Genomic DNA, 24,126 nt, shown 5'->3' on the forward strand with positions numbered 1-24,126 from the left:
CAATGAATACACATATTCAAACAGACGCAGATGACTTAGGATTTTTTGGGTCTTATGGAGGCCAATATGTCCCTGAAACATTAATGCCAGCAATCATAGAATTAAAACAAGCGTATAAAAAGGCAAAAAATGATCCGACTTTTCAAGATGAATTACAGTATTATTTAAAAGAATACGTAGGTAGAGAAACACCTTTAACTTATGCTAAAGCATATTCAGAATCTTTAGGTGGCGCGAAAATATATTTAAAAAGAGAAGACTTAAACCATACAGGAGCTCATAAAATTAATAATGCATTAGGACAAGCGTTATTGGCTAAACGTATGGGGAAACGTAAATTAGTAGCAGAAACTGGGGCAGGACAACATGGTGTAGCAAGTGCAACAGTTGCAGCATTATTTGATATGAACTTAATTGTTTTTATGGGTAAAGAGGATATCCAAAGACAACAATTAAATGTTTTTAGAATGGAACTACTCGGCGCTAAAGTAGTTTCTGTCGAGGAAGGTCAAGGTACTTTGTCAGATGCTGTAAATAAAGCACTACAATATTGGGTTAGTCATGTTGAAGATACCCACTATCTTTTAGGTTCCGCTCTTGGACCTGACCCTTTCCCAACTATTGTTAGAGATTTTCAAAGTGTGATAGGTAAAGAGATTAAAACACAAATATTGAATAAAGAACAACGTTTACCTGATGCGGTTGTTGCTTGTATTGGTGGGGGTTCAAATGCAATTGGAACGTTTTATCCTTTTATCCAAGATGATGTGAAATTATATGGTGTTGAAGCAGCTGGTAAAGGTAAACTTACTGATAAACATGCATTAGCTATAGATAAAGGAAGTCCAGGTGTGTTACATGGTGCCAAAATGTATTTAATACAAGATGAACATGGTCAAGTTCAATTGGCACACTCCATTTCAGCTGGTTTAGATTATCCTGGAATAGGACCAGAACATTCTTATTATCATGATATTGGACGCGTCACTTATACAGATGCAAGTGATGAACAGGCGATGGAAGTATTAATTCGATTTACTAAAGCTGAAGGCATTATTCCTGCTATTGAAAGTGCACATGCATTAAGCTACGTAGAGCGATTAGCACCTACTATGAATAAGGATGAAATTATAGTCGTTACCGTTTCTGGTCGTGGTGATAAAGATATGGAAACGATACGTCAATATACACAACAAAGAGGTGAGATCAATGAATAAATTATTTATACCTTATATTATGGCAAACCATCAATTGATAGAGAATATGACATTACTTTGTCAAAATGGTGCAGATATGATTGAAGTAGGTGTGCCATTTTCAGATCCAGTTGCAGATGGTCCTACAATCATGGATGCAGGGGGAAAAGCGATTGAAGAAGGTATTAACATTGATTATATCTTTAAGGAACTTGAATTGCATCAAAATGACATCGACTGTCCGTATGTATTAATGACATATTACAATATTGTATGCCATTATGGAGAAACATTATTTTTTAAAGCATGTGAACGTGCAGGTGTGTATGGTCTTATTATTCCTGATTTACCTTTTGAACTTGGACAACAATTAAAAGAACAAACTCATAAATATAATGTGAAATTAATATCACTCATTGCAATGACAACATCTGAAGAGCGAATGAAATTGATTGCCAAAAATGCAGAAGGTTTTATTTATACCGTAACGATGAATGCGACTACAGGTAAGGATGGCACATTCCACCCAGAATTAAAGTCTAAATTAGACACAATTAAGACATTTGCAAAAGTACCAGTCGTAGCTGGGTTTGGTATTAGAAATGTGCAACATGTGAAAGATATTTCACAAATAGCAGATGGCGTGGTCATTGGTAGTGAAATCGTTAAACGATTTGCTAATGATACTACAGAAGAAAATATCAACTATCTTAAATCTATAAGGCACGCATTAAATTAGAAAAATTAATTAAAATTTAAATAGAATGTAAATGGGAAGGATATATGTAAATTATTACACGATTTGACATTGATTTTACTTGATTAGTATAAAATTGTGTTGTTATAAGGGAAGTCATTGGCATTAGATTTGCAAATGCATTAAAATAATAGGTGATAATACGATAATAGTATGAGTTGATAAAAGTTCGGCTCATACTATTATTACGTATATTCAATTTAAGTTGTATGACTAAGTATTTGATGAGTCATTGCATTTAACTAATTAAAGTCATGAAAAATAAAAAACAACTTAGATTGTTACAATTAGTTTGATAATATCAATGTTGTTACGTACAGTTTCAGTGTAAATAATAATGATAAATAGTAACAACGCTTGAATTAAGCATGGTATGAACTCAATTCGAATTCTTAAATAGAGAGAAAAAATAGAGATAAATACAATAGGAGTTATGATTATGAAGTTTACAAACTTAACCGCTAAAGAATTTGGCGATTTTACAGACCAAATGCCATATACTCATTTTACGCAAATGGTAGGTAACTATGAATTAAAACTAGCTGAAGGGACAGAGTCACATCTTGTTGGAATTAAAAATAACGACAATGAAGTGATTGCAGCTTGCTTATTAACTGCAGTACCAGTGATGAAATTTTTTAAATATTTCTATACTAATAGAGGACCAGTCATTGATTATGATAACAAAGAATTAGTTCATTTCTTCTTTAATGAATTAAGTAAATATGTAAAAAAACATCATTGTTTATATTTAAGAGTCGATCCATATCTTCCATATCAATATCGCAATCATGATGGAGAGATTACTGAAAATGCTGGAAATGATTGGATATTTGATAAATTGTCAACATTAGGTTTTAAACATGAAGGTTTCCACAATGGTTTCGATCCAATACTACAAGTAAGATACCATTCAGTATTGAATCTAAAAGATAAAACGGCCAAAGATGTTTTAAACGATATGGATAATTTACGTAAACGTAATACTAAAAAAGTACAAAAAAATGGTGTGAAAGTTAAATTCTTATCAGAAGATGAGTTACCTATTTTTAGATCATTCATGGAAGATACTTCAGAGTCAAAAGAATTCTTAGATAGAGATGATAGTTATTATTATGATCGATATAAGCACTTTAAGGATCGTGTCTTAGTGCCTTTAGCATATATTAATTTTGATGAATATCTTGAAGAACTAAACAATGAAAAAGCAACGTTAACTAAAGATTTAAACAAAGCGCTGAAAGATATTGAAAAGCGTCCTGAAAATAAGAAATCACATAATAAGAAAGCGAATCTAGAACAACAATTAGCAGCTAATCAACAAAAAATAGATGAAGCACAACAACTCCAAGCCGAACATGGCAATGAATTACCCATTTCTGCTGGTTATTTCTTCATCAATCCATTTGAAGTTGTTTATTATGCAGGTGGTACTTCAAATAAATATCGCCACTTTGCAGGTAGTTATGCAGTGCAGTGGACGATGATTAATTATGCATTAGACCATGGTATTGATCGCTATAATTTCTATGGCATTAGTGGAGATTTCTCAGAAGATGCAGAAGACGCAGGCGTAATTAAATTCAAAAAAGGGTATAATGCTGATGTTATAGAATATGTAGGAGATTTCATTAAACCAATTAATAAACCTATGTACACTGTTTATACGACATTAAAAAAATTACTTAAAAAATAAGCATAAATAATAAATTTTTATTAGGAAGGGAATTATCTAATTATGAAATTTACAGAGTTGACAGTTAAAGAATTTGAGAACTTTGTACAAAATCCATCATTAGAAAGTCATTATTTTCAGGTAAAAGAAAATATAGCTACTCGTGAAACGGATGGTTTTCAGGTTGTATTATTAGGTATTAAAGATGAAAACAATAAGGTCATTGCAGCAAGTCTATTTTCAAAAATTCCAACTATGGGTAGTTATGTGTATTACTCAAATCGTGGTCCAGTCATGGATTACTCTGACTTAGGGTTAGTTGATTTTTATTTGAGAGAATTAGATAAATATTTACATCAACATCAATGTTTATATGTCAAAATGGATCCATATTGGATTTATCAAATTTATGATAAAGATATTAAACCACTTGATAATCATGAGAAAAACGATGCACTTGTTAATTTATTTAAATCTCACGGTTATGAACATCATGGTTTCACAACATCTTATGATAGCTTCAGTCAAGTAAGATGGATGGGTGTTTTAAACTTAGAGGGCAAAACACCTGCTTCATTGAAGAAAGAATTCGATAGTCAACGTAAAAGAAATATTAATAAAGCGATAAACTACGGAGTGAAAGTGAGATTTCTAAGTAGGGATGAATTTGATCTTTTCTTAGAACTATATCGTGAAACTGAAGAAAGAACAGGATTTGCTTCAAAAACCGATCAATATTTCTATAATTTCATTGATCATTTCGGTGATAAGGTCTTAGTACCTTTAGCATATATTGATTTAGATGAATACATTGAGTCATTACAGCATTCATTAAATGATAAAGAAAACCGTCGTGATCAAATGATGGCTAAAGAAAACAAAAGTGATAAGCAATTGAAGAAAATAAGTGAATTAGACAAGCAAATTGAGCATGATAAAAAAGAAATGCTACAAGCTAGTGAAATCCGTCAAACTGATGGCTCAGTATTGAATCTTGCTTCTGGTGTTTACTTTGCAAATGCTTATGAAGTCAACTACTTCTCAGGTGGTTCATCAGAAAAATTCAATCAATACATGGGACCATACATGATGCATTGGTTCATGATTAATTATTGCTTCGATAATGGTTATGATCGTTACAATTTCTATGGATTATCTGGTGATTTTACTGAAAATAGTGAGGACTATGGTGTTTATCGCTTTAAACGTGGATTTAATGTTCAAATTGAAGAGTTAATAGGAGATTTTTATAAGCCAATTAACAAAGTTAAATATTGGTTATTCACTACATTAGACCGTATTCGTAGAAAAGTCAAAAAGTAATAAACATAGCAATTATATTGATATGACTAGGTTGAGATAAATGTCTCAGCCTTTTTTATGTCTTTTTTTATAAAGTGAAATTCTACAAATAATTTATATAAAAATCTAATTTAAAATCATATTGCACCCTACTAAAATTATCATAGCATAACCAAAAGCCTTAACAATGATAGTCATAGAGAATTTTCTAATAAATAACTTATAAAATGCTTATTGTATTTATTTTGAGTACTTAAAATAAGTCATAAAGTAAAAATGATTTACTGGTTATCAAATAGCAACTATATTCTAATCAAATGGTTGATGATTGGATAATTTGAAAAAACTCATAAATAATACAAATAAACGTTTACACATGTTATAGATTTACTATGTATAACATGTTAAACAATATATTGATGCTGTGAGAGTGTCTCAGTTGCATCGAGAGTTACTTTGATGGATAACTGGTCATTAGATGTAATTACATTGCTAATATAACATTAAGTATTTCAAAGACTAAGTTAAGAATTATATTGGATTTAAGGTTAAATACACTGATCATTTAACGTATCGTTAGATTGACATATGAGTTTAAGGAAATGAACATTTAAGAATACAAGTCTTAGTAACGAATGATTATATCAATCAAAATGTGAACGGATTCGTTATAATTAGTTATAACTGTTTATAAGACATGAATAATAGCCCTATATTGATTTTCAGATTTTAGTTTACATAATATATATTATAGGAAGTTATAGATATTCGATATAGGGGACCCTATTCTTCATTATATATTTGCTATGTTATAATTTATCCATATTTTTAATATTAACATTTAGGAGTTTTGTTTATGAATTTTGTTTTTGATATTGACGGTACCATTTCATTTGATGGTTACCAAGTTGATCAACGTATTGAAGAACGCATTTTTAAATTACAGCAACTCGGACATCAAGTCATATTTGCATCTGCACGTCCAATTAGAGATTTACTACCAGTTATACCAGAATTTAAAGATTTTACACTTATTGGTGGGAATGGCTCAATCATTTCTCAAAATGGACAGATTGAAGTGATTAAATCAATTGCACATGAGGATTTGCAACTGATTAAAGATATTATTCATGCATATCAATTAAAGTACATATTTGATGATAAATATAATTATTCTACTAACTTAGATGCAACGTATGAATTATTTCAACGCATTGATCCTAACCATACAGCAAAGGCTTTAGATATGAATGACATTGTTCAACCTATTAAAGCAATCATATTAGATATTCGACAAGATGATTTTGAAGAAATAGCTACTATATTAGCTGAAAAATCTCATTCCTTAGAGCTAATACAACATTTAAATGAAAGTTATATTGATATTACAGCTCAAGGTATTGATAAACATACTACAATTCAAAAAATCCTTGGAGCTACAACCGATTATATCGCATTTGGAAATGATCATAACGATATTCAAATGCTAGAACATGCATCTCACGGCTATTTTGTAACGAATTTACATATGGATCATACGACGTTTATTAATAATCCGCAAATTACTTTAGTCGACGACACTAATGAAGCAATATGTAATGAATTGGATAAATGGTTAAATAAAAAGTAATAACATTAATTGATAATGATTCTCAATTTCATTTAAAATAATGATAAGGAGGATCATTATGAAAAATACATATATACTACTTATTATTTTACTCATTAGTATTGCGCTAACTGCTTGTAGTCAAACGTCAGATCAATCTAGTAAAAATTCAAAGGACACTGTAAGTATCAAAAATACTTATGAGTTTAAAGATAAAAATAATACCCACTCACGTGGTGTAAAGAAATCAGAAACTGTTAAGGTCCCAAAAAATCCTGAACGAGTGGCTGTCTTAGATTATGGTGCATTAGACATCATGCAACAAATGGGATTACAAAGTCATGTAAAAGCAGTTGCTAAAGGTCAAGGGAATGCATTTCTCCCCCACGCTTTAAATGAATTTAAAAGTGATCAATATATTAATTTAGGCAATCCAGGACGTCCTAAATACGATAATTTAGCAAAATCTAAACCAGACTTAATCTTAGCCTCTTTTAGGCAAGCTCATACAAAAACACTCGATGAAATGAAAAAAGCTGCGCCCGATGCTCAAATTTTATTTGTCAGTCCTAATAATGATAGTTACATTTCTTCTATAGAGACAACAACCCAACATTTAGGTAAAATCTTCGATAAAAAAGATAAAGCCAACACACTTAATCGAGAATTAAAAGAAAAAGTAAATGAGACAAAACGTATGATTAATAAGGACAAAGTATTGCTACTAGTTCTAGATGATAAAGGTATGAAAGCCTTTGGACAAACTGGTCGATTTGGTGGTTTCTTGAATAAAGATATAGGTATACAACATGCGGACAATAACATGAAAGCCAATTCTGCAGGAAATCAAATCAGTTATGAGTATTTAAATAAAATCAATCCAGACAAACTATTTGTGATTAATCGAACAAAAGATGGCAATGATCAGCATTTACCTAAAGAACTAAATAATAAGGTCATTAAAAATATAAAAGCAATCAAAAATCATAACGTATATCAATTTGAATCTAATGCTTGGTATTTTGGTGAAGGTGGTCATCAACTTACAATAGATCAACTTGAACATATTCAAGACGCCTTTGAAAATAAAAAATAATTGATTCATAAATTCAATATAAAGAAGCCCAAAGTTACTTTGAATAAAAGTTTTCTTTGGGCTTCTTTGGTATAGTTTTATCACATAATTTAATTTGATTCATATAAAGCTACAAGTTGTTTGGTATAGGGATGCCTTTGATGACTGAACAGATGATCGGTATTAAAATCATCAACGATCGCCCCATCTTTTAATACAATTATACGGTGACAAATACGTTGTATTACAGATAGATCATGTGAAATTATGATTAAGGTATATGGGTGTTTACGATAGTTTTCAGTTAGGATATCTAACATATGTTGTTCTGCGATAACGTCTAGGTTTGAAGTAATTTCATCACATATTAATACTTTTGGTTTAACTAATAATGTTCGTAGCAAATTAAATCTTTGCAATTGCCCCCCACTTAATTCATATGGATACTTGCTAAGTAATGATAATGGCAAGTTAAATGATGACGTCGTATCTTGAATGATTTGGTCAATATGTTGATATTGAGTAGATTGTTTTTTGTAATACAAGAGCGGCTCTGCTAATGATTGTTGAATGGTTAACTTAGGATTGAAACTTTCAGACGCATGTTGGAATACGGGTAAAATATCATGTGTATCGACACGAATGGAACCAGTTGTTGGTTTTAATTCATGTAATAAAAGTGAACTAAGTGTACTTTTACCTGATCCACTTTCACCTAAAATACCAACTATTTCATTATCATCGATTGTTAAATTGATATGGTTTAATACGGATTGTTGTTTATGATAATGGAATGAGATATTGTCTAATTTAATCATGATATCCCCTCTTTATATGACTTCTAAAATGAAATAACCGTTGAGCGTATGGTGTCGATTGTTTACTTTCAAAATAAGAACGATTACCTCTATCAACAATTTGTCCATTTTGAATAACATCAATTTGATCTGCATATTTAAGAACATGACTCATATTATGTGTAACGATTAATAAAGTTTGATGATGGTCTCTAACAATATGTTCTAGTAAATCCATTATTTGTAAGCCATTTACCATATCTAATGATGCTACTGGTTCATCTGCAATGATAAGCTTAGGATCAAGCATAAGTACACTCGCAATATAAACGCGTTCTAGTTGGCCACCTGATAATTGAAAACTATAGCGTGTTAATATCTCATCACTTGGTAAATTGACCCATGTGAGTGCTTCTTTTACTTTAGTATTAGCAATCTGTTTAGATACATCATAATGTGTACGATAAATTGATATGAGTTGTTTACCTAATTTGGTATGGTCATTAAAACTTTGTGTATAGTTTTGAGAAATATAGCCAATGTCTTTTCCTAACTTATCATTTAAATGTGTCACAGCATGCCCATTAAACAAGAAATATTCATATTCGATTTGAAAATCTTTAGGTAATTGATTCAATATAAAACGCATAGTTACGGTTTTACCCGCCCCACTTTCACCAATAATTGCATTGATTTGTTGTTTCTTAATGGATAAATCAACACGATTTAAAAGTGGTTGACCGTTTGAATCGTTGATGGTGAGTCCTTTAATTTCTATGATATTCAATTTAGTCACCTCTTCCTTTTAATAGTCGATCACGTAGTGCATCACCTGTTAAGTTAATGATTAATATTGTCATAGCGATAACAGTCGCTGGTGAAATGATCATAATCGGATGAGAGGTTATAAAATCACGACCTGCTTGCAACATTGCCCCCCATTCTGGTGATGGCGGCTGTGCCCCCAATCCTAAAAATGATAAAGAGCTAATGTATAATACGATCTTGCCGAAATCCACAATGATTAATACAAGAATGGATGGTAATACTTTTGGTAATAAATGCTTAAATAAAATCGTTAATGTAGGTACTTTGAAAAGTTGTGCCATACGAATATACGATTGATGCATTTCTGTATTCACAATTCCTCTTGTCACCCGTGTGTAATTCATCCACTTAATTATGGTGATAGCAATAACTAGATTCCAAATACTTGGACGGAAGAAACTTGCGAGTGCAATCATGATGACAAATTCTGGAATACTTAAACCGATATCAATCATACGCATGATGATCATATCTATCCAGCCTTTTTTATAGCCGGACAGTAGTCCTAGAGGTACACCAATAATGACTGTAAATACTAAAGTAAGCACCGTGATAAATAACGTAGAACGTGCACCTACTACGAGACGAGTGAATAAATCCCTACCGTAATCATCTGTACCTAATAAATGTTGTGTACTCATAGGTTCAAATGTTTGAGATAAATGCACTTTTAAAGCAGCATCGTCATGAACAAAAAATTGCATCATAACAATGATGAAAACATATATGAAAAATACATAAAATATCCAATTCGAACGATTGATTTTAAATTTCATGATGTGTCGCCTCCTTATCATTATATGATTGAGACGATTTTAACCATGAGTGTTGTGTTAATCGTTGTTTAGGATCTAAACATATACTTAGTACATCAGCACATGTATTAATCAAAATAACTAATGTACCTATAAATAAGACGATACCTTGTATGACTGGGTAATCTCTTGAGCGAATACTATCAACTAAAAACGCGCCTAAACCAGGTATTTCAAATAAATTTTCAATAACGACTGTGCCACCTATTAAACTACCTACAGAAAGACCAATGAGTGGTATAGTTGGCAGTAAAGCTGGCTTGAGAAGGTCATGTAATAAAATATACTTTTCTGGCATTCCTCTTAGTCGTGAAGTTTGGACGATAGGACTTTGATATAAATCCAACAAATTAGATCTAATTAATCTAATGAGATAGGCGCACATACCGACACTCATAGTTAGGATAGGTAGAATGTATGATATCCATTGGCCATCACTTGCTGGAGGAAGTAAGTTTAATTTTAAATCAAATATATATAATAGTAGTATACCTATGAAAAATGCAGGCAAACTAACAGATAAAGAGGTGAAAATTCTAATCATGCGATCAATAGAACGATGATAATTGATTGCTGCAAGTATACCCAATGGCACTGAAATGATGATTGACATCATTAATGTCCCCAAGGTAATGATTAATGTAGGAGGCGCATATGTTGCAATCTCTTGACTAACAGGCTCGTTGGTTTGGTAACTTACCCCTAAATCTAAATGTAATATTTGAATTATCCAATGCCACCATTGTGCCAATAATGATTCATTTAGGCCTAATTTATCTTCGGTCGCTTTGATTTGAGCATTGGAAACTTGTGCAGTGTCTAAATGTAAAATTTTGTCTACTGGATTACCGGGAGATAATTTCATTAGAATAAAAGTAATTGTAGATAAGATAAACAATACTACAATCATTTGAAGACACTTTGAAGTGATTATTTTAATTATATTCATATGTATCTCTCCATTAGTTGTCTATGATATTTAAGGTATAAGTGAAAACTTAAATTGTAAAACCCAACTCTGTCAAATTATTTCAGAATTGGGCCTATAATCGTTATATATTAACGGCGACGAAATTGGTTAACATCTTGTTCGTGTTCAAATTGTTCATATCGACGCATATCTTTTTCGAGTTGCTTTTTCTTTCTTTCACGTCTCCAATTACGTGTAAAATACCATAATAGGAAACTGATAATTAGGCTCACAATTGCCATAAAAGCAGCATAACCTAGTAATGGTTGATATGTAATATCTTGGAAATTAGGAATTAAGAACGCTAATACACCTAATACTACAAAAGAAATAACTGCTGCAATAAACCATCTATGTAAGACTAAAGTGCAGAAAACAGTTAAAATGATAACTGCTAATATAGAAATCCATAGAAAATTCGGCATATCAAAAATAGTCATAAATGGATTCTCCTTATTTTAAATAATACTAACATTATTATACTATTTAATTTACTTTAACTAAACCTACTATAGTAGTATTTCTAAATGATTAATAACCGACTTAATTGCGGATGTATGATTGATATGTATCAACTGCGTTTCGAATTTAACTCATGTATAATAAAATTATTGATTACAAACAGGGAGTGAATCATATTGACACAAGGTTTACCAAATAGACAAGATATACCTAGTACTGAAACATGGGATTTAAAGGATTTATTCCAAAATGATGAAGATTTTTACCAAATATTAGATGAGACGCTAGCCTCTTCATTATCTTTTAATGAGCGTTATAATGGTCAATTAAAAGAAATTGATACGATTGAACATGCGCTTAAAGATTATGAAGCACTTTTAATACAAATTGATCGATTAGGCAATTATGCTGAATTACGTTTAAGTGTAGACACAACTAATGAAGATGCACAGACATTAAATGCTAAATTAAATACGTCTTATGGTAAAATCGCAAGTCGATTATCCTTTGTCGAATCAGAAATATTAAATTTGAGTAATGACACGTTACAGCAACTGAAATCTCAAACACAATATCCACATTACATTCAACAATTAATTGAACGCAAACCGTATCAATTAGATCCTAAAGTTGAACAAACATTAGCTAGTCTATCCCCTACTTTAAATCAACCTTATGATTTATACGGTACTACTAAAATGTTAGATATTGCATTTGAATCATTTAAACATAACAACATAGAGTATCCAATGGATTATGCAACATTTGAAAATGAATACGAGGATCATGCTGATCCTGAATTTAGACAGAAAAGTTTTAAGGCATTTAGCGATGCGATTAGACGTTATCAACATACAACAGCTGCCACTTATAATATGCAAGTACAACAAGAAAAAATTGAAGCGGATTTAAGAGGATATGACTCAGTGATTGATTATTTATTACAAGAACAAGAAGTGACACGTGATATGTTTGATAGACAAATTGATGTCATTATGAGTGATTTAGCACCTGTCATGCAAAAATATGCTAAATTACTGCAACGTGTACATGGATTGGAAAAAATGCGTTTTGAAGATTTAAAGGTTTCAATCGATCCTAGTTATGAACCTGAAATTTCCATTGATGAATCTAAATCTTATATCTATGGTGCACTTGATGTACTTGGCGACGATTACCATTCTATGATTGAATCGGCATACCAAAATCGCTGGATAGATTTCGCTCAAAATAAAGGTAAAGATACTGGTGCGTTCTGTGCTAGTCCTTATTTCACACACTCTTATGTCTTTATTTCATGGACTGGAAAGATGGCTGAAACATTTGTCTTGGCACATGAATTAGGCCATGCAGGTCATTTCACTTTAGCACAACAAAATCAGAATTTCTTAGAATCTGAAGCTTCAATGTATTTTGTGGAAGCACCATCAACAATGAACGAGATGTTAATGGCAAATTATTTATTCAACCATAGCGAAGATCCACGATTCAAACGTTGGGTCATCGGTTCTATACTATCTCGTACGTATTATCATAATATGGTGACGCATTTGCTAGAAGCGGCTTATCAACGTGAAGTATATCAGAAAGTAGATCATGGAGAATCATTAACAGCGCCAGTGTTAAATGATATTATGCTTAATGTTTATCAACAATTCTTTGGTAATGCGGTTGAAATGACAGACGGTACGGAGTTAACTTGGATGAGACAACCGCATTATTATATGGGACTCTATTCGTATACTTATTCAGCGGGCTTAACAATTGGTACTGTCATGTCACAAAGAATAAAAACTGAAGGACAACCAGCTGTTAATGATTGGTTAAATACGTTGAAGTCAGGCGGTAGTTTATCACCAGTTGCATTAGCAAAACAAGCAGGTGTTGATATCACAACAGAAGCACCATTGAAAGACACAATACGATATATATCTGAATTGGTAGATGAAGCAATTGCGCTTACTTATGAAATTGAGGCTAATTCATAAGTAAAACAAATCCCCTAAATGTAGCTAAGTGCTATCATTTAGGGGATTTTTATATATTTAGGTTCTAACAATTACGAAGATAAGTCATTTATATTTAAATTTGGGTTAAATAGGAATTTTAGCGACCTGCTTCGTAGTGTTCACCTGTGAGAAAATAGTACACGCTTTCAGCAATATTACTAATATGATCTCCGACACGTTCTAGATTTCTAGCAGCTAAGTGAGCTTGACCTGCTACAAACGGATCGTTATCAATTAAATATGTCGTATTGACAATGTTGATATATAAATCATCGATATCTTGATCTCGTTCAATAATTTCTTTAATTAATGTAATGTCTTCATTTTTGACAGCTGTATTTAAATCTTCAAGCATTAGCATAGCTAATTTGCCCATAGTCTTTAATCTTGTTAAGACATAATGGTCAGTTATTTTAACTCTGAGTCGAATATGAGCGATATTTGCAGCGTTATCACCCATACGTTCAAAGTCAGTAGAAATCTTTAAAGCTGCCATCATCATGCGTAAGTCTGTCGCTATAGGTTGTTGCTTTGTAATAAGCATGATGACTTTTTCATTAATTTCATAGTCTAAACGATTAATTTCTTTATCTTTTTCAATTGTCTCTCTTGCGAAAGTTCTCTTATCATCACTTAACGACACTAATGCATTTTCAATATTAAAATAAACACGAAGACCTAGACGACGTAAATCTTTGATTAAGTCTTCTAGTTGGCCTTCGTATTTTTGTCTAATCACTGCCATATATTAACCAAATCGTCCTGAAATGTAATCTTCAGTTTGCTTATCAGCTGGATTTGAGAAAATTTTATCAGTGTCGTCATATTCATTTATATAGCCGTTCAAGAAGAAAGCTGTTTTATCAGAAACACGAGCAGCTTGTTGCATGTTATGTGTAACCATGATGATAGAATAGTTTTCTTTTAATTCTTGAACAAGTTCTTCAATTTTCAATGTAGAAATAGGGTCTAAAGCTGATGTTGGTTCGTCCATTAAAATAACATCAGGTTCAATTGCTAAACATCTAGCGATACAAACACGTTGTTGTTGTCCACCAGATAATCCATACGCATTCATATGCAATCTATCTTTTAATTCGTCCCAAATAGCTGCGCCACGTAGTGATTTTTCTACAATTTCATCTAAAATCTTTTTATTTTTAATGCCGTGTGTTTTTGGTCCATACGTAATATTATCATATATAGATTTAGGGAATGGGTTTGGTTGTTGGAATACCATTCCTACATTCGTTCTTAATTTTTCTTTAGAATATTTTGCATCATAGATATTTTGATCACGATATAAAATCTTACCTGCAGTTTTAACTGATGGAACTAGTTCAACCATACGATTTAAAGCTTTAATGTAAGTTGATTTACCGCAACCTGATGGTCCGATAATGGCAGTTACATTGTTTTCAAGAATATCTAAATTGATATTTTGAAGCGCATGATTATCACCATACCATAAGTCTAAATTTTGTGTAGAATAAACGATTTTACGTTCACTATCAGAAATCGGATCGTGTTTATCTTGTGTAGTTACTATAGTAGATACGTCTTGATTTGAGTTGTCTTTCAATTGATCTAATGTTTTGTTTTCTTCGACTTTTGTATTAGCCATAATTTAAAACTCCTTCTAATTAACTAAGTTGATTTAATGTCTACTTAATCGTAAATAACGTTTCCCTGTTTTTATAACGACGTTAGCTTAAAATTTCTTACTGAATTTGTTACGGAAGAAAATAGCCAGTCCATTCATTAATAATAAGATTACTAATAATACGATAATGCCTGCTGATGCGACATTTTGGAATTCTTCTTGAGGCATTTTTGCCCAGTTATATATTTGAATTGGTAATGCTTGGAACTGATCCATAATACCGCTTGGTAAACGTAATAGAATTGTAGGAATACCAATTAAGATTAAAGGTGCTGTTTCACCTAATGCACGAGATAGCGCTAAGATAAAGCCTGTTAAAATACCTGGTAAAGCTGCAGGTAATACCACTTTATAAATCGTTTGCCATTTGTTAGCACCTAAACCATAAGAAGCTTCTCTTACTGAGTTAGGTACAGCACGAATCGCTTCCTGTGCCGCCACGATAATGACTGGTAAAATTAATAAAGACATTGTTAATGCGCCGGCAATGATTGATTTACCAAGTGATAATGATTCAACGCCCATACCACGAACGAATAATGTAAGTCCTAATAGACCGAATACAACTGAAGGTACACCTGCTAAGTTTGATATACAAACCTTAACAAAGTTCGTGAATGGATTTTTACGTGCATATTCTTCAAGATAAATTGCTGTACCTACACCTAATACGATTGATATTGGAATAATAGTAATCATTAACCATAATGTACCAACTAATGCACCTTTAATCCCTGCCATTGATGGTGTGGAAGATGAAAAGTTAGTAAAGAATGATGGTGTTAAATGCCCAGCACCTTTAATTAATGTATCAACTAATAAAGCTGCTAATACGATTAAACCAATTAATGTACAGGCTAAAAATATACCTTTGAAAATTTTATTTTTGGTCATACGACTCGAAATATTTTTATCGACTTGCTTTTGATCGATTAATGTTTTGCTATTGCTATTTGATGTATTAGTAGTTGTCGCCATATTAATACTCCTCTCTGAAACGTTTAGAAATCCATTGTGATAGTAAGTTCATTGCTAATGTGAAAATGAATAGCGTGAAACCTACTGCATAGATACTGTAATAAACGTCTGATCCGAAAGTAGCATCGCCTGTCGCAACTTGAACGATATAACCAGTCATTGTTTGAATAGAACCAGTTAAGTTAAGTGAAGCTGTAGGTGTACTACCTGCTGCAAGAGATACAATCATTGTTTCACCGATAGCTCTTGAGACAGCTAATACGATTGAAGCTAAAATACCTGAAGCTGCTGCTGGTAACACAACTTTAATTGCAACTTCTAATTTAGTAGCACCTAATCCCAATGCACCTTCACGAATCTTATTCGGTACTGATGCCATTGCATCTTCACTCATACTTGTGATAAGTGGGATAATCATAACCCCAACGACTAATCCGGGACTGATTGAGTTGAAACTACCTAACTGTGGAAATACTGATCTTAAAATTGGTGTGACAAAAGTTAATGCAAAGAAACCAAATACGATAGTAGGAATACCAGCTAAAATTTCTAAAATTGGTTTGATAATTCGTCTAACTTTGTCAGTCGCATATTCACTTAAGTAAATAGCAGCACCTAATCCGATTGGAACGGCGAATAATGCAGCAATGATTGTGATTTTTAACGTCCCTATGATTAATGCCCAAATACCATATGATGGTTTAGCAGAGAATGGGTTCCAATCTGTAGAGAATAAAAATTCTGTAATTGGTACACGTGTGAAGAACGTAATTGTTTCTGTAAGTAAAGTAAATAAAATCCCTAATGTAACTAAAATTGAAATCGCTGCAATGATAGCCAAAATAATCGGTACGATTTTATCGCTTGTACCACCCTTTTTGGCATTGTTCTTAGCAATCATTTCTCTAATATTTGTTTTTGAAGCCATTTAAAAACCTCTCTCTTATTAAATCTCCCAATTATAAAAAAAAGAGTGGGAATATTTCAGGCTATAGATGAGCTAGACTCATGATTTGTAATATGACTTATAACCTGAAAAGAAAATCAGACAAAGTGGTTATTGATTTTAACCACTTTGCAATGATTTTCGTTAGTATTCCCAAACTCTATTATTAATTATTTATCTTCTTTTTTATCAGATTTTTTATCAGAGTCTTTGCTGTTTTTCTTAATGTATTTTTTCAAATCTTTAAGCTCTTCTTTGTAGTCTTTCTTAGGAAGGGCTACATAACCAGCATCCTCAGCTGCTTTACCTTTATCTTCAAGTGTGAATTTCATGAATTCTTGGAAAGCTTTGTTATCTTTTAATGATTTCTCTTTAGCGTAGATGAATAATGGTCTACTTAATGCATAAGAGTTATCTTGGATTGTTTTCTTAGTTGGTTCTGTGTCTTTACCTTTATCGTCTTTGATTTTAACTTCTTTTAATTTATCTTTATTTTGTTGATAGAAGTTATAACCGAAGTAACCGATACCTTCTTTATTCTTTTCAACTGATTGAACGATAACGTTTGTATCAGCATTTTTCTCAGCTTTGATATCGCCTTTGTCCATTACTTCTTCAGTAAAGAAGTCGAATGTACCATGTGATTGGTCAGGTGAGAAAGCTTTAATTTTCTTATCTGGCCATTTAGAGTTAACATCTTTCCATGTTTTAGCTTTGCCAGAGTAGATTTCTTTAAGTTGATCTTTAGATAATGATTTAACGAAGTCATTATCTTTATTTACTGTAACTGTTACACCATCTTGTGCAATTTTGTATTCTTTGTACTTAATGCCTTTATCTTCTAACTTTTTCTTTTCTTCATCTTTAATTGGTCTTGAAGCATTTGAGAAATCTGTTTCACCTGAAATGAATTTCTCAAATCCGCCACCAGTTCCTGAAGTACCAGATGATACTGTAGCGTTAGGATAATCTTTAGCGAATTTTTCGTTTAATTTTTCAATGATTGGACCGACTGTTGATGACCCGTCACCTTTTACTTTTCCACTTACATCTTTACCTTCGCCTGAACCGCCATTGTTACCGCCGCCACAAGCGCCTAAAAGTACTGAAGCTCCTAATACAGTCGTACCGACTAATTGCCACTTTTTCATTGAAACATCCTCCTAATATAAATAACCCAAATGTTATATGTATTTCTTACAGTCCTAATACTAAAGGTTTATTGTTAATTAATAATAGAGCTAATGTAAATGTTTTGTTAAGAATGAGAATTGAATTGTAAATATGCTTTGAACACTGATATTACAGTGTTTTTAAAGTTAGAGATCTTGAAAAATAATATAATTATTGGGTTGTTAAAATTGCAAAATATAAAAATGATGGTTTTGGATACATAAAATATTACAAAAAAAGCGCTTATTGAAATATTTCATTCAATAAGCGCTATGGTGATATGATTCGACTATATTAATAGAAGAAATGCGTTTTTGTATTAAGAATTCTGTTCGTCTTCCGTACGAGACCAACCTTTTTTTGTTAAGCTGATTTTGCCAGTTTCAATATTAATCATCTTTTGTTTATATAAATGACCAATGGCACGTTTAAATGAACCTTTGCTCATATTAAATACCTCTTTGATAGCTTCGGGACTTGATTTATCCCAAAAAGGTAATTCGCCATCATATTCCACAAGTAAATCAAAAATGACTTGCCCATCATCATCTAATCTTTCATGAGCTAAAGGTAAAAATGAACCATTAAGTTCACCACGTTCATTATGACCAATAATACGAACGGTAACTAATTCACCTAATCTTGGCTCTGCTTTACGTTCTGATTCATGAACAAAAATTTTATAACCTTCGGTACTTAATAAGAAACTGCCCACTCTTAAAACACGATATGGTCTAGCTTCTAACATTTCATTTTGTTTACTATCGTCGTTAACGGGTGTGTACATGTTATCAACGATACCTTCACTTGCTAAACGTGCGAACATTTGGTTCTGACTATCAATTCTTAATGTCACGAGTAATTGATCTCCAGCTTCTGGCCATAATGTTTTAACCTTTGGTAAATCTTCCCATGGTATTAATACTTCTCTCGGTAGACCAACATCAACACGTGCGCCATCGCGATCGACTTTAAGCACCTTTGCAAAGTCATATTTGTCTTTCGTAATATCAGGCATATTTTGTGTTGCGAATAATTCACCTGATCTATTTGGATAAATAAAGAAACTGTATTCTTCACCTATTTGTAATTCGTCTTCTTCATTTACTTCGGATTGATTGAGTTTAACTTGTTCTCCATTGGGTCCTTTTAACATATATGTTGATCCTTGTAAGCCAGTCACTTCAAGAAATTCTATAGAACCTACGATATCTTTTTCTAGTGCCATTATATTCTCCTTCGAGTCTTTTATTCTTTTATAGTATAACACGAGTCATGTAATCTATCATTACAAGTTATCGGTGGTCGAAACTATCGTTATAATATGATATAATTCTTCCGTTAGAATAACGATATAAAAAAGGAGCAAATGCATGTTACAAGTAACTGATGTAAGTTTACGTTTTGGCGATCGTAAGCTATTTGAAGATGTAAATATTAAATTTACTGAAGGTAATTGCTATGGTTTAATTGGTGCAAATGGTGCAGGTAAATCTACTTTCTTAAAAATTTTATCTGGTGAGTTAGATTCACAAACAGGTCATGTGTCATTAGGTAAAGATGAAAGATTAGCGATTTTAAAACAGGACCACTTCGCATATGAAGATGAACGTGTACTTGATGTTGTGATCAAAGGTCATGAACGTTTATATGAAGTAATGAAAGAAAAAGATGAAATCTACATGAAACCAGACTTTAGTGATGAAGATGGTATTCGTGCTGCTGAACTTGAAGGCGAATTTGCTGAAATGAATGGTTGGAATGCTGAAGCAGATGCAGCTAACCTACTTTCAGGATTAGGTATCGATGCTTCATTACAAGACAAGAAAATGTCTGAACTTGAAAATAACCAAAAAGTAAAAGTATTGCTAGCCCAAAGTTTATTTGGCGATCCAGACGTATTATTACTAGATGAGCCTACCAATGGTTTAGATATTCCAGCTATTAGTTGGTTAGAAGACTTTTTAATCAACTTTGAAAATACTGTTATCGTAGTATCCCATGACCGTCACTTCTTAAATAATGTGTGTACACATATTGCAGATTTAGACTTTGGTAAGATCAAAGTATATGTTGGTAACTATGATTTCTGGTATCAATCAAGCCAATTAGCTCAAAAAATGGCTCAAGAACAAAATAAGAAAAAAGAAGAAAAAATTAAAGAATTACAAGATTTCGTTGCGCGTTTCTCAGCGAATGCTTCTAAATCAAAACAAGCAACGAGTCGTAAAAAACAATTAGAAAAAATTGAATTAGATGATATCCAACCTTCATCTAGACGTTATCCATATGTTAAATTCACACCTGAAAGAGAAATTGGTAATGATTTATTAACTGTTCAAAACCTATCAAAAACAATTGATGGTGAAAAAGTATTAGATAACATTTCATTTACAATGAATCCTAATGATAAAGCTATTTTAATTGGTGATAGTGAAATTGCTAAAACAACATTACTTAAAATCTTAGCTGGTGAAATGGAGCCTGATGAAGGATCTTATAAATGGGGTGTAACAACTTCATTAAGTTACTTCCCTAAAGATAACTCTGAATTCTTTGATGGTGTGGATATGAATCTTGTTGACTGGTTACGTCAATATGCACCAGAAGATGAACAAACTGAAACATTCTTACGTGGCTTCTTAGGACGTATGTTATTTAGTGGTGAAGAAGTTAAGAAAAAAGCAAGCGTGTTATCAGGTGGCGAAAAAGTTCGTTGTATGTTAAGTAAAATGATGCTATCAAGTGCTAACGTATTGTTACTTGATGAGCCTACCAACCACTTAGACTTAGAAAGTATCACAGCAGTCAATGATGGTTTGAAATCATTTAAAGGTTCATTGATCTTTACATCATATGACTTTGAATTTATCAATACAATTGCTAACCGTGTGATTGATTTAAATCAATCTGGTGCCGTTTCTAAAGAAATTCCTTATGAAGAATACTTAAAAGAAACAGGAGTATTGCAATAGATGACTTCGATTGAGCGTATGAATACATTTTGATGATGTATTTATACGCTTTTTATATACAGATATAATGAACATTCCCCTACTACTCTAGTTATTTATATTTTAAGGAATACACTCGTTTTGTTATCCGAGTGCACAAGAGATACTAACCATTAAAATGCACTAAAAGGTTTACAATCGTTTAGCAACGATTGCATAAAAGCCACTATATTTTTAAAAGATTCAAAAGGAATACACTCGTCTTGTTATCCGAGTGCACAAGAGATACTAACCATTAAAATGCTAAGTATCTCTTTGAAATTTTCTGTTTATTTTAAAAAATCGCAATTATCGGTTTACAGTCACATGTGGTATATGTATAATAAAAACATATCAATTGAATAAGATTTTGATGAGGCGCATTAAACATGAGTAAATATTAGGCAACTGTCTGCTAACAGCTAATATTGAAAGGGGGCAATGCCGAAACGAATGATAATAGCAGGTATCATTTGTTGGACTTTTTGGTTAAGAGCTAAGAGTTTGTCATTATTTCATAATAATGGAGTGCATCACTTGTACATAAATGTAGAACAAGTCGCATTCCAGACTTGTTCTTTTTTTATTGAATGGATGTGTCTCCCTACTAACTGAGGAGGACAAATATTGAATAGAAGTGTTTTGAAATTTGGCGGTTCTTCCGTCAGTGATTTTACAAAAATTAAAAATATAGCAGGTATGCTAAAAAATCGTGTTGAACAAGGTGAACAACTGATTGTGGTGGTTAGTGCAATGGGCAAAACCACGGACCAATTAATGGAAAATGTGTCCACATTAACATCAACACCAAAAGAGCAAGAACTCGCCCTACTGTTAACTACAGGAGAGCAACAAACTGTTTCATATTTATCAATGGTTCTCAATGATATTGGTATTAGTGCAAAGGCAATGACAGGATATCAAGCAGGTATCAAGACCATTGGTCATCATTTAAAAAGTAAAATTGCTGAAATTGACCCATCAACCTTTGAAACAGCTTTTAATAAGTACGATGTACTTGTCATAGCTGGATTCCAAGGTATCAACGAGGATCATGAATTAACTACACTCGGCCGTGGCGGTTCTGATACGACAGCAGTAGCTTTAGCAGCAAGTAATCAGATTCCTTGTGAAATCTACACAGATGTTGATGGTGTGTATGCTACAGATCCAAGAATATTGAGTCATGCCAAACGTTTGGAGTATGTATCATACGAGGAAATGATGGAAATGAGCGCATTAGGTGCTGGTGTACTTGAGACACGTAGCGTAGAGTTGGCAAAAAATTATGATATACCATTATATTTAGGAAGAACATTATCAAATGTGAAAGGAACATGGATTATGTCTAGAAGTGATTTATTAGAGAAAAAAGCAGTTACTGGGGTTGCATTAGATCAACACATGATGCATGTAACGATCACTTATCCCCTACCAGATAATCAATTATTAACACAACTATTCACAGAGCTAGAAATAGGTTCTGTCAATGTAGATATGATTTCACAAATCGTTAACCACGAAGGACTACAATTATCCTTCAGTATAAAAGATACAGATGCACATCAAATCACAGCTATTTTAGAGCAATTAGCCGTCGATTTTGAAGCATTGGATTTCAAAATTAATGAAGCATATGTCAAAATTTCATTAATTGGATCCGGTATGAGAGATATGTCAGGCGTAGCATCTAAAGCATTTATTACATTAATCAATGCGAAGATACCTTTTTACCAAACAACCACTTCTGAAATCAGTATTTCTTATGTCATTGATGCTGAAAATGGTGAAAAAGCCGTCGAAGAATTGTACGGTGCATTTGATATATAATTGATTTTAACTTAATTTTTCACAATATTAATAATATTTAAAACGGAGTGACTTAGACATGACAAAATTAGCAGTAGTTGGTGCAACAGGATTAGTTGGAACAAAAATGTTAGAAACTTTAGATCGAAAAGAGATCCCTTTTGATGAATTGGTTCTATTTTCTTCAGCACGTTCAGCTGGTCAAACAATCGAATTTCAAGGGCAAACGTATACAGTACAAGAACTTACAGATGAAGCAGCAAGTGAACACTTTGATTATGTATTGATGAGTGCTGGTGGTGGTACAAGTGAACACTTCGCCCCACTATTTGAAAAAGCTGGCGCTATTGTCATTGATAATTCTAGTCAATGGCGTATAACAGAAGATGTTGATTTAGTTGTACCTGAGGTTAACGAACCCCACTTTACAAGAGGCATCATTGCTAATCCAAACTGTTCTACGATTCAATCAGTCGTACCATTAAAAGTATTGCAAGATGCATTTGGATTATCAAGAGTAGCTTATACGACATATCAAGCGGTTTCAGGATCAGGAGTTAAGGGTAAGAGAGATTTATCTGAAGGTGCAAATGGTAAAGCACCAGAAGCTTATCCTCATCCAATTTATAATAACGTATTACCACATATTGACGTATTCCTTGAAAATGGTTATACAAAAGAAGAACAAAAAATGATAGATGAAACACGTAAAATTTTAAATGACAAAGATTTAAAAGTGACTGCAACTTGTGTACGTGTGCCAGTTCAAGATAGCCATAGTGTTGAAATGGATGTTACTTTAAAACAAGATACTACCGTTGAAGCAATTCAAGAACTATTCGATAAAGATGATCGTGTTGTTCTTGTAGATAATCCTGCTAAAAATGAATACCCTTTAGCAATTCACTCAACAGGTAAAGACGACGTGTTTGTTGGTCGTATTCGTCGAGATGACACATTAGACAATACTTTCCACGTATGGTGTACATCAGACAACCTACTTAAAGGTGCAGCATTGAATGCCGTTCAAGTTTTAGAACAAGTTTTAAAATTGAAAGGAGTTCTTTAA

Annotated in this window: 21 protein-coding genes and 1 riboswitch; of the genes, 10 read left to right on the forward strand and 11 right to left on the reverse strand. The window is 32.4% G+C overall.

Features of this window, described 5'->3' with window-relative positions; genetic code table 11:
• Positions 1-2 precede the first annotated feature (2 nt).
• The 6 genes from trpB (at position 3) to ACJQQZ_RS04035 (ending at position 7,635) form a co-directional block, all read left to right on the forward strand.
• A complete protein-coding gene (gene trpB / locus ACJQQZ_RS04010) occupies positions 3-1,217 on the forward strand; it encodes a tryptophan synthase subunit beta (RefSeq protein ID WP_145505246.1) in 1,215 nt (404 codons plus the stop codon).
• Entirely contained in the window at positions 1,210-1,935 is a 726-nt protein-coding gene (gene trpA, locus ACJQQZ_RS04015; RefSeq protein WP_049423491.1) for a tryptophan synthase subunit alpha, read from the forward strand. Before trpB ends, trpA begins: the two co-directional genes overlap by 8 nt.
• A gap of 457 nt (positions 1,936-2,392) precedes the next feature.
• Positions 2,393-3,649 carry an aminoacyltransferase gene (locus ACJQQZ_RS04020; protein WP_049423489.1) on the forward strand — a complete coding sequence of 419 codons (1,257 nt, stop codon included), beginning with the start codon at positions 2,393-2,395 and terminating at the stop codon, positions 3,647-3,649.
• 42 nt (positions 3,650-3,691) lie between these two features.
• Entirely contained in the window at positions 3,692-4,951 is a 1,260-nt protein-coding gene (locus ACJQQZ_RS04025; protein ID WP_002451338.1) for an aminoacyltransferase, read from the forward strand.
• An 835-nt stretch (positions 4,952-5,786) separates the two neighbouring features.
• Positions 5,787-6,560, forward strand: coding sequence for an HAD-IIB family hydrolase (locus ACJQQZ_RS04030; RefSeq protein ID WP_124228321.1), 774 nt, complete (start codon positions 5,787-5,789; stop codon positions 6,558-6,560).
• 58 nt (positions 6,561-6,618) lie between these two features.
• Complete coding sequence (locus ACJQQZ_RS04035; RefSeq protein ID WP_408023073.1) at positions 6,619-7,635, forward strand: ABC transporter substrate-binding protein; 1,017 nt, start codon at positions 6,619-6,621, stop codon at positions 7,633-7,635.
• Between the two features lie 89 nt (positions 7,636-7,724).
• Here ACJQQZ_RS04035 and ACJQQZ_RS04040 read toward each other — a convergent pair whose 3' ends face one another.
• The 5 genes from ACJQQZ_RS04040 to ACJQQZ_RS04060 all read right to left on the reverse strand — a co-directional run bounded on the left by ACJQQZ_RS04040 (position 7,725) and on the right by ACJQQZ_RS04060 (position 11,464).
• Positions 7,725-8,432 (reverse strand): ABC transporter ATP-binding protein, encoded by a 708-nt coding sequence (locus tag ACJQQZ_RS04040; RefSeq protein ID WP_124228319.1) that lies wholly within the window; start codon positions 8,430-8,432, stop codon positions 7,725-7,727.
• Positions 8,425-9,198, reverse strand: a complete 774-nt coding sequence (locus ACJQQZ_RS04045; protein ID WP_124228318.1) for an ATP-binding cassette domain-containing protein — start codon at positions 9,196-9,198, stop codon at positions 8,425-8,427. Before ACJQQZ_RS04045 ends, ACJQQZ_RS04040 begins: the two co-directional genes overlap by 8 nt.
• A 1-nt stretch (position 9,199) precedes the next feature.
• Positions 9,200-10,015 (reverse strand): nickel transporter permease, encoded by an 816-nt coding sequence (gene nikC / locus ACJQQZ_RS04050; RefSeq protein ID WP_145505252.1) that lies wholly within the window; start codon positions 10,013-10,015, stop codon positions 9,200-9,202.
• The gene (nikB, locus tag ACJQQZ_RS04055) at positions 10,005-11,003 is read right to left on the reverse strand and encodes a nickel ABC transporter permease (RefSeq protein WP_145505256.1); all 999 of its coding nucleotides are present in this window, start codon (positions 11,001-11,003) and stop codon (positions 10,005-10,007) included. The genes nikC and nikB overlap by 11 nt, the downstream gene beginning before the upstream one ends.
• 110 nt (positions 11,004-11,113) lie before the next feature.
• Entirely contained in the window at positions 11,114-11,464 is a 351-nt protein-coding gene (locus ACJQQZ_RS04060) for a hypothetical protein (RefSeq protein WP_075778807.1), read from the reverse strand.
• A gap of 198 nt (positions 11,465-11,662) precedes the next feature.
• Here ACJQQZ_RS04060 and pepF point away from each other — a divergent pair, with 198 nt between their 5' ends.
• A complete protein-coding gene (pepF, locus tag ACJQQZ_RS04065; protein WP_408023074.1) occupies positions 11,663-13,474 on the forward strand; it encodes an oligoendopeptidase F in 1,812 nt (603 codons plus the stop codon).
• Positions 13,475-13,592: 118 nt separating this feature from the next.
• Here the strand turns inward: pepF and phoU are convergent, their stop codons facing one another.
• The 6 genes from phoU to cvfB form a co-directional block, all read right to left on the reverse strand.
• Positions 13,593-14,240, reverse strand: coding sequence for a phosphate signaling complex protein PhoU (phoU, locus tag ACJQQZ_RS04070; protein WP_002451347.1), 648 nt, complete (start codon positions 14,238-14,240; stop codon positions 13,593-13,595).
• Positions 14,241-14,243: 3 nt separating this feature from the next.
• Entirely contained in the window at positions 14,244-15,119 is an 876-nt protein-coding gene (gene pstB / locus ACJQQZ_RS04075; RefSeq protein WP_124228314.1) for a phosphate ABC transporter ATP-binding protein PstB, read from the reverse strand.
• Positions 15,120-15,206: 87 nt separating this feature from the next.
• Complete coding sequence (pstA, locus tag ACJQQZ_RS04080) at positions 15,207-16,136, reverse strand: phosphate ABC transporter permease PstA (protein WP_002451349.1); 930 nt, start codon at positions 16,134-16,136, stop codon at positions 15,207-15,209.
• 1 nt (position 16,137) lies between these two features.
• A complete protein-coding gene (gene pstC, locus ACJQQZ_RS04085; RefSeq protein ID WP_002451350.1) occupies positions 16,138-17,064 on the reverse strand; it encodes a phosphate ABC transporter permease subunit PstC in 927 nt (308 codons plus the stop codon).
• 188 nt (positions 17,065-17,252) lie between these two features.
• Entirely contained in the window at positions 17,253-18,233 is a 981-nt protein-coding gene (locus tag ACJQQZ_RS04090; RefSeq protein ID WP_002451351.1) for a PstS family phosphate ABC transporter substrate-binding protein, read from the reverse strand.
• Positions 18,234-18,574: 341 nt separating this feature from the next.
• Positions 18,575-19,483: an RNA-binding virulence regulatory protein CvfB gene (gene cvfB, locus ACJQQZ_RS04095; RefSeq protein WP_002451352.1), complete on the reverse strand. Its 909-nt coding sequence runs from the start codon at positions 19,481-19,483 to the stop codon at positions 18,575-18,577.
• Between the two features lie 145 nt (positions 19,484-19,628).
• On the opposite strand from cvfB, the gene ACJQQZ_RS04100 reads away from it, so the two are divergent.
• The 3 genes from ACJQQZ_RS04100 (at position 19,629) to ACJQQZ_RS04110 (ending at position 24,126) form a co-directional block, all read left to right on the forward strand.
• Positions 19,629-21,230 carry an ABC-F family ATP-binding cassette domain-containing protein gene (locus tag ACJQQZ_RS04100; RefSeq protein WP_002451353.1) on the forward strand — a complete coding sequence of 534 codons (1,602 nt, stop codon included), beginning with the start codon at positions 19,629-19,631 and terminating at the stop codon, positions 21,228-21,230.
• Between the two features lie 383 nt (positions 21,231-21,613).
• Positions 21,614-21,790, forward strand: a riboswitch (Lysine riboswitch).
• 82 nt (positions 21,791-21,872) lie between these two features.
• Positions 21,873-23,078 (forward strand): aspartate kinase, encoded by a 1,206-nt coding sequence (locus tag ACJQQZ_RS04105; RefSeq protein ID WP_171970146.1) that lies wholly within the window; start codon positions 21,873-21,875, stop codon positions 23,076-23,078.
• Positions 23,079-23,136: 58 nt separating this feature from the next.
• A complete protein-coding gene (locus ACJQQZ_RS04110; protein ID WP_124228312.1) occupies positions 23,137-24,126 on the forward strand; it encodes an aspartate-semialdehyde dehydrogenase in 990 nt (329 codons plus the stop codon).

The organism is Staphylococcus sp. KUGN1 (genome assembly GCF_045984185.1).
Classification (GTDB): domain Bacteria; phylum Bacillota; class Bacilli; order Staphylococcales; family Staphylococcaceae; genus Staphylococcus; species Staphylococcus warneri_A.